Origin of the sequence: Streptomyces flavofungini (assembly GCF_041028215.1) — a bacterium.
Classification (GTDB): Bacteria; Actinomycetota; Actinomycetes; order Streptomycetales; family Streptomycetaceae; genus Streptomyces; species Streptomyces flavofungini_B.
In genome coordinates this window covers 1-6,338 of sequence record NZ_JASKYR010000511.1, presented here as the reverse complement: position 1 = coordinate 6,338, position 6,338 = coordinate 1, and the positions used below count along the sequence as shown (strand labels likewise).

Annotated in this window: 8 protein-coding genes; 4 read left to right on the top strand and 4 right to left on the bottom strand. The window is 73.4% G+C overall.

Features of this window, described 5'->3' with window-relative positions; all coding sequences use genetic code 11:
- Positions 1 to 373, bottom strand: a 373-nt coding sequence (locus AB8Z36_RS28385; protein ID WP_369216235.1) for an FAD-dependent oxidoreductase, incomplete at its 3' end; no start/stop codon positions are given.
- Between the two features lie 224 nt (positions 374 to 597).
- Positions 598 to 1,512, bottom strand: a complete 915-nt coding sequence (locus AB8Z36_RS28380) for a TIGR01777 family oxidoreductase (RefSeq protein ID WP_369216234.1) — start codon at positions 1,510 to 1,512, stop codon at positions 598 to 600.
- A gap of 119 nt (positions 1,513 to 1,631) precedes the next feature.
- Between AB8Z36_RS28380 and AB8Z36_RS28375 the strand changes: the two genes are divergently transcribed.
- From AB8Z36_RS28375 to AB8Z36_RS28365, 3 genes are all read left to right on the top strand, one after another.
- Complete coding sequence (locus tag AB8Z36_RS28375) at positions 1,632 to 2,120, top strand: GNAT family N-acetyltransferase (protein WP_369216233.1); 489 nt, start codon at positions 1,632 to 1,634, stop codon at positions 2,118 to 2,120.
- 111 nt (positions 2,121 to 2,231) lie between these two features.
- Positions 2,232 to 3,362, top strand: a complete 1,131-nt coding sequence (locus tag AB8Z36_RS28370) for a PP2C family protein-serine/threonine phosphatase (protein ID WP_369216232.1) — start codon at positions 2,232 to 2,234, stop codon at positions 3,360 to 3,362.
- Positions 3,363 to 3,437: 75 nt separating this feature from the next.
- Positions 3,438 to 4,247 carry an SDR family NAD(P)-dependent oxidoreductase gene (locus AB8Z36_RS28365; RefSeq protein ID WP_369216231.1) on the top strand — a complete coding sequence of 270 codons (810 nt, stop codon included), beginning with the start codon at positions 3,438 to 3,440 and terminating at the stop codon, positions 4,245 to 4,247.
- Between the two features lie 34 nt (positions 4,248 to 4,281).
- Here the strand turns inward: AB8Z36_RS28365 and AB8Z36_RS28360 are convergent, their stop codons facing one another.
- Positions 4,282 to 4,803 (bottom strand): DUF4240 domain-containing protein, encoded by a 522-nt coding sequence (locus AB8Z36_RS28360; protein ID WP_369216236.1) that lies wholly within the window; start codon positions 4,801 to 4,803, stop codon positions 4,282 to 4,284.
- 134 nt (positions 4,804 to 4,937) lie between these two features.
- Here AB8Z36_RS28360 and AB8Z36_RS28355 point away from each other — a divergent pair, with 134 nt between their 5' ends.
- Positions 4,938 to 5,861: an SDR family oxidoreductase gene (locus tag AB8Z36_RS28355; RefSeq protein ID WP_369216230.1), complete on the top strand. Its 924-nt coding sequence runs from the start codon at positions 4,938 to 4,940 to the stop codon at positions 5,859 to 5,861.
- Here AB8Z36_RS28355 and AB8Z36_RS28350 read toward each other — a convergent pair.
- Positions 5,845 to 6,338: WYL domain-containing protein (locus AB8Z36_RS28350; protein ID WP_369216229.1), on the bottom strand; the 494-nt coding region annotated here is incomplete at its 5' end. The two genes, AB8Z36_RS28355 and AB8Z36_RS28350, sit on opposite strands and share 17 nt — an antisense overlap.

Below are 6,338 nucleotides of genomic sequence, written 5' to 3'. Positions count from 1 at the left end.
GTACGCGGGGGGCGCTCGCGAGGGCGCGCGCCGCTGTGAGTGCGCCTCTCGCGCTCCGTCCGGGAGCGGGCTCCGCCGCCCGGTGGTGACGGCCGTCGCTGTGCACCAGGATGCCGGGGGCGAACGGACGCAGGACAAGGCCGTCGAGCCCCGGGGTGCGGCGCAGCTCCGGGTACGAGGTGGTGAGCAGCTGTCCGATCCTGTCCAGCCGGAAGCCGTCGGTCTTCTCGGTCGCCATCCGGCCGCCCACGTGAGGGGCGGCCTCCAGGACGACGGTCGTTACTCCGGCACTGGTCAGCCGATGCGCGGCCGAGAGCCCCGCGGCCCCGGCCCCCACGATGACGACGTCCGCATGGTGCGCAGGCTTTGGCACGTGCCCCTCCCAGAGATCGCGCGGGCTGGTGGGGACCTGTTGCCCCCAACAGAGCTCTCGAACACGAGGGTTCGGATCGAGGGTAGGAGCGCCCCCACCCGGGGGCAGTCGCGCACGAACCGAGCACGGTCGCACAAAGGTCGCACGCCCCCGGCGGACGCGGCGCGGCCCACACCCGCCGTGCGCCGGGCCCCGCGAGCCCGGCCTGATCCAGACGAAAGGCCCTACGCCAGCGCCGCCCGCAGCGTCTCCTCGATGCCCGGGTACCTGAACGCGAAGCCCGACTCCAGCAGGCGGGCGGGCAGGACGCGCTGGCTGCCGAGCACGTCGCCCGCCATCTCGCCCAGCGCCAGGCGCAGCGCGGGCGCGGGCGCGGGAAAGAGCGTGGGGCGGCGCAGCACCCGGCCCATCGCCGCCGTGATCTCGCCGTTGGGGAGCGGACCGGGGGCGGTGAGGTTGACCGGGCCCGACAGGGCCTCGGTGTCCAGCAGGTGCCGCAGGGCGGCCACCGCGTCGTGCAGGGAGATGTAGCTCCAGTACTGCCGTCCGTCGCCGAGGCGCCCGCCGAGGCCCGCCTTGAAGAGCGGGAAGAGACGCGCCCAGGCGCCGCCCTCGCGGGCCACCACCAGGCCGTTGCGGGCGATGACGGTACGGATGCCCGCTTCCTGCGCGGCGGCGGTGGCCTCCTCCCACTCCACGCAGAGCGACGGCAGGAAGCCCGTGCCGGCGGGGGCGGTCTCGTCCACCGCACGCGTGCCGGTGTCCCCGTAGTAGCCGATCGCCCCGGCGTTGAGGAACACCCGGGGCGGCTCGTCGAGCGAGGCGGCCGCCGAGGCGAGCGCGGAGGTGCCGAGGACCCTGGAGTCGCGCAGCTCCCGCTTGTAGGCGTCCGTCCAGCGGTGGTCGCCGATCCCGGCGCCCGCGAGGTTGACGACCGCCGTGCAGCCCGCGAGCCCGGCGGTGTCGACGCGGCCGCCCGCCGGGTCCCAGCGCACCTCGTCGGCGCCTCGGGGCGCTCTGCGCACCAGCCGGACCACGTCGTGTCCGTCGGCCGTGAGGGAGCGGGTGAGCGCCGTGCCGATGAGCCCGGATGCGCCGGAGACGGCGACGCGGGACCGTGTGGTTTCCATGGCTCCCATCCTGTCCGAAAAGGCCGGAAGGAACCCGGTGGCGGCGGCGGTGGCGTCCGCCGGGGACGGTCGCGGGCGGCCGGGGGACGCCGGGCGGGGGCGCGGGGCCCGCAMCGTACAGTTGCGGCATGCCGGAGTTGCACATACGCACCGCACTGCTTGAGGACGACACCGCCCTCGCCCGCCTCGACCGCGCCGCCTGGTCTCCGCTGCACGCGGTCCTGCCCCGCCCCGAACCGCCCTACGAGCCCTTCTTCGACGACCGCTTCGGCCCCCACGACCACCTGGTGGCCGAGCTGGACGGGCGGCTCGTCGGCTATGTGAAACTCGGCTTCCCCACCCCGCTGCTCGCCAACGCCCATGTGCGCCAGATCCAGGGCTTCCTGGTCGCCGAGGAGGCGCGCGGGCAGGGCGTCGGCCGCCGGATGATGCGCGCGGTCCTGGCCGAGGCGCGCAGGCAGGGCGCCCTCCGCATCACCCTGCGGGTCCTCGGGCACAACACACCCGCCCGCGCGCTCTACGAGGCGGAGGGCTTCGTGATCGAGGGCGTGCTGCCCGGCGAGTTCCTGATCGACGGCGAGTACGTCGACGACGTCCTCATGGGCCGCTCGCTCTGATCCTCCGGGACTCCCGGCCGCTCCCGGCCTCCCGACGGACCGGCCCGGCGTGCGAGGTGCCCGTGCGCGTAGGAGCGTGAAGGTCCCCGCGCGCGTAGGAGCGTGAAGAAGATGATCAGGGCTGCGGCCAGACGGCGCGACGCGGAAGAGCGCGACTGGCTGCTGCGCGGGTCGCCGCCCCCGCCCTGGGTGCGGTGGCCGCCGCCGCTGCTCCTCACCGCGATCGTCGTCATCCAGATGCTCACGCCGGAGTCCCTCGACCTGAGCTTCCTGGTCGCCGCCGTCTCGCCGCTCGCCGCCCTCTCCTACGGGCCGACCGCCACCGCACTGCTCGGCGGCGGCGTCCTGCTCCTGCTCTCGCTGCCCGGCTTCGGCCTCGGGCACCCCGGCAACAGCGACGAGCTGACGATCACCTTCATCGCGCTGCTCAGCGTGCTCTTCGCCTGGGTCCGCAGCCGCCGCGAACGGCAGCTCGTGACGGTCAGCACGGTCGCCGAGGCGGCCCAGCTCGCGGTGCTGCCGCCGCTCCCCGACCGGGTCGGCCGGGTGCGCTGCGCGGGCCTGTACCAGGCGGCGCAGCGCGAGTCCCTGGTCGGCGGCGACTTCTTCGACGTACGCACCTCCGAGCACGGCGTACGCGCCCTGGTCGGCGATGTGCAGGGTCATGGGCTCGCGGCCGTCGGCACGGTCGCCTCGCTCCTCGGCGCCTTCCGCGAGGCGGTCCTCGACCAGCCCGACCTGGAGGGCGTCGCGGCCCGCCTGGACCGCAGGCTCATCGTCGACTCGGCGGACGAGGAGCACACCGAGCTGTTCGCCACGGCCGTGCTCCTGGAGTTCCCCGACGGTTCCGACGTCGTCCGCGTCGTGTCCTGCGGCCATCCCGCGCCGCTGCTCCTGCGCGGTCCGCAGGTCACCGAGCTGGCCGTGGCGTCGGGGGCGCCGCTCGGCCTCGGCATCGCGGGCGCGGACCCGCCGGAGCGGCTGACGGTGCCGCTCTTCCCCGGGGACCGGCTGCTCGCCCTCACCGACGGCGTCTGCGAGGCCAGGGATGCGTCCGGCGACTTCTACCCGATCCTCGAACGGCTCTCCGGCATGATCCGGGCCGACCCGGCGGCGATCGACGACCCGGCGGCCCTGACCGAGCAGATCTGGTCGGACGTACTGCACTACGCGGGTGCCGTACGGGACGACGTGACGATGATGGTGTTCGCCCCGGAGAATGTGGCACAAACTGCCACCTAGGCATAATGTGTCGGGCGTCGGGCTGCCCTGCCATCCTCCGGGCCGCCATCACCAAAGCCGGAGTGGAGCAACACCATGGAGACGACCGCCGCGCACGCCCTCAGCCGTTACGAGGGGCGCCGCGCCCTGGTGACCGGCGGCGGCTCCGGGATCGGGCAGGCCACTGTGCTGCGCATACTGGCCGAAGGCGGCCGGGTCGTCGCCGTGGACGTCAGCGAGGACGGCCTGAACGACACCCTCGCCAAGGCGGGCGCGGACGCGGAGCGGCTGACCACCGCCGTGGCCGACATCGCCGACGAGGCGTCCGTACGCGCGGGCGTCGCCGCCGCCGTGAGTGCGCTCGGCGGCCTCGACGTGCTGGTGAACGCGGCGGGCATCCTGCGCTCCTCGCACACCCACGAGACCACCCTCGACGCCTTCAACCAGGTCATCGCCGTCAACCTCACCGGCACCTTCCTGATGATCCGCGAGGCGATACCCGCGCTCCTCGAGGGCAACGGCCCCGCCGTCGTCAACTTCAGTTCCACCTCGGCGGCGTTCGCCCACCCGTACATGGCGGCGTACGCGGCGAGCAAGGGCGGCATCCAGTCCATGACGCACGCCCTGGCCAGTGAGTACGGCAAGCAGGGCATACGGTTCACCGCCGTGCAGCCCGGCTCCATCTCCTCGGGGATGACCGACGGCTCGGGCGCGAGCAGGCGCAGCACCGGCCCCGGGCTGCCCGCCGACGCCGACATGAGCCTCTTCGTGAAGCTGGCGCCCGCCCTGGGCCAGGGCTTCGCGGGCCCCGAGACGGTCGCGTCGGTCGTGGCCATGCTGGCCTCGGACGACGGCCGCTTCATCACGGGCACCGAGGTGCGCGTCGACGGCGGCACCCACTTCTGAGCGACCGCCGGGGACTGGCCCGCGCGCGGGCGGCTCAGTCGGCCATGAAGCGGGCCCACAGCTTGGGGAAGGACCGCGCCAGCACCGTGTCGTCCTCGAAGTCGATCGGGGTGCCGAGCGGCTCCGGCGGGGCGGGCGCGATGCCGAGGTCGGGGGCGACGACGCCGGTGAGCTGCTCGTATGCCTCGTCCGCGGCGTAGCCAAGATCCTCGCCGTCGCCGTCGAGCTCCTCGTCGAAGTCGTCGAGGAGGTCGGCCAGGGCATCGGGGTCGTGCACCGCGCCCTCGTACACCGTGCGGCCCTGGCCGATCAGCCAGCAGCGGAAGTAGTCGAAGGCGTCGTCGCTCGCGCCGCCGAGCAGGACCCAGGCGGCGCCCCACAGATCCCAGCGGTAGGCGCGGTTGTAGCGGGCCTCGAAGTGGCGGGCGAAGTCGAGCACGGCGTCCGGGTCGGCACCCACCAGACGCTCCACGAGCAGCTCGGCGTGGTCCTCGGGGTCGCCGCCCGCGGCCTCGCGCGTGCTGTCCACGATCTCCCAGAACTCCGTCTCGTCCATCACGCGTCCAGCATCGGTCCTGCGGGGAGCGGGCGCACGCGGAGTGCGCCGGAATGCGGCTGTCTCGTTATGCGTGCACATGCCCTTGGAAAAACCGACAGGAGATGTCGGCTTTTGGTGGAAGCGTCACAGGCATGGAAAGAACACAGCCTCTGACCGGAAAGATCGCCCTGGTAGCCGGTGCGACCCGCGGCGCCGGACGCGCCATGGCCGTCGAGCTCGGCCGCGCGGGAGCCACCGTGTACGTGACGGGCAGGACCACACGAAAGCACGTCAGCGAGATCGGGCGGGACACCGAGACCATCGAGGGCACCGCGGAGCTGGTGGACGCGGCGGGCGGCGAGGGCATCGCCGTACCGGCCGACCACCTCGATCCCGGCCAGGTCGAGGCGCTCGTGGAGCGGATCGACCGCGAGCGGGGCCGCCTGGACATCCTCGTCAACGACCTCTGGGGCGGCGACACCTTCGTCGAGTGGGACAAGAAGATGTGGGAGCACGACCTCGGCAAGGGGCTGCGGGTCCTGCGCCTCGGCGTCGAGTCCCACCTCGTCACCAGCCGGTACGCGCTGCCGCTGCTCATCAGGAACCGCGGCGGCCTGGTCGTCGAGGTCACCGACGGCACCGAGGAGTACAACCGGCGCTACCGCAAGCCCCTCTACTACGACCTCGCCAAGGCGGCCCCCTTGCGGATGGCGCGCGGCCTCGCTGAGGAACTCGCGGAGTACGGGTGCACGGCCGTCTGCGTGACGCCCGGCTGGCTGCGCTCCGAGGCCATGCTCGACACCTACTTCAAGGTGACCGAGGAGGACTGGCTCGCGGGGTGCGAGCAGAACCCGCACTTCGCGATCTCCGAGACACCGGCGTTCATCGGGCGCGCGCTCGCCGCGCTGGCCGCCGACCCGGACGTGGCGCGCTGGAACGGAGCCTCGCTCTCCAGCGGGGGGCTCGCCAAGGAGTACGGCTTCACGGACGTCGACGGTTCGGCGCCGGACGCGTGGCGGTACCTCATGGAGGTCGACCAGGAGAGCCCGACGGCGGACGTCACGGGCTATCGGTGAGCGGGCCGGTGTCCGTGGGCGGCCCGGTCGGCGCGTAGAGCCGCGCCGAGAGGGCGGCGGCCGCCGCGAAGCGGGCGCGCAGCGTGGCGGGCGCCAGGATCTCCGCGTGCGGGCCGAGCGCCATGAGCTGCGTGTACGCCACGTCCTCGTTCTCGACGGGCAGGGTGACCGTCACCCTGCCCGCCGCGTCCGGGGCACCCGCGGACTCCATCGCCTCGCGTGCGACCGCGCGGTCGGTGGCGTACGGGAGTTGCCGCACGCCGCTCTCGGTCAGCCGCACCACGACCTCGGAGCGCAGGATCGCCCGCGCGAACTCGGCCGCGCGCTCCTCCCAGAAGGCGGGCAGGTCGAACCGCTCGTCGCGGACGAAGCGTTCGGCGCCGGGGGTGATCTCGGTGAACCTGTCGATGCGGTAGACGCGGTGGGTGTCGTGGTCGGGGACGCGGGCGCACAGGTACCAGACGCCCGCCTTCAGGA

What these genes read in the sequence shown, in the direction of transcription:
- AB8Z36_RS28380 (WP_369216234.1), bottom strand. Translation starts at nt 1,512, where the DNA reads ATGGGAGCCATGGAAACCACACGGTCCCGCGTCGCCGTCTCCGGCGCA.
- AB8Z36_RS28375 (WP_369216233.1), top strand. Translation starts at nt 1,632, where the DNA reads ATGCCGGAGTTGCACATACGCACCGCACTGCTTGAGGACGACACCGCC.
- AB8Z36_RS28370 (WP_369216232.1), top strand. Translation starts at nt 2,232, where the DNA reads ATGATCAGGGCTGCGGCCAGACGGCGCGACGCGGAAGAGCGCGACTGG.
- AB8Z36_RS28365 (WP_369216231.1), top strand. Translation starts at nt 3,438, where the DNA reads ATGGAGACGACCGCCGCGCACGCCCTCAGCCGTTACGAGGGGCGCCGC.
- AB8Z36_RS28360 (WP_369216236.1), bottom strand. Translation starts at nt 4,803, where the DNA reads ATGGACGAGACGGAGTTCTGGGAGATCGTGGACAGCACGCGCGAGGCC.
- AB8Z36_RS28355 (WP_369216230.1), top strand. Translation starts at nt 4,938, where the DNA reads ATGGAAAGAACACAGCCTCTGACCGGAAAGATCGCCCTGGTAGCCGGT.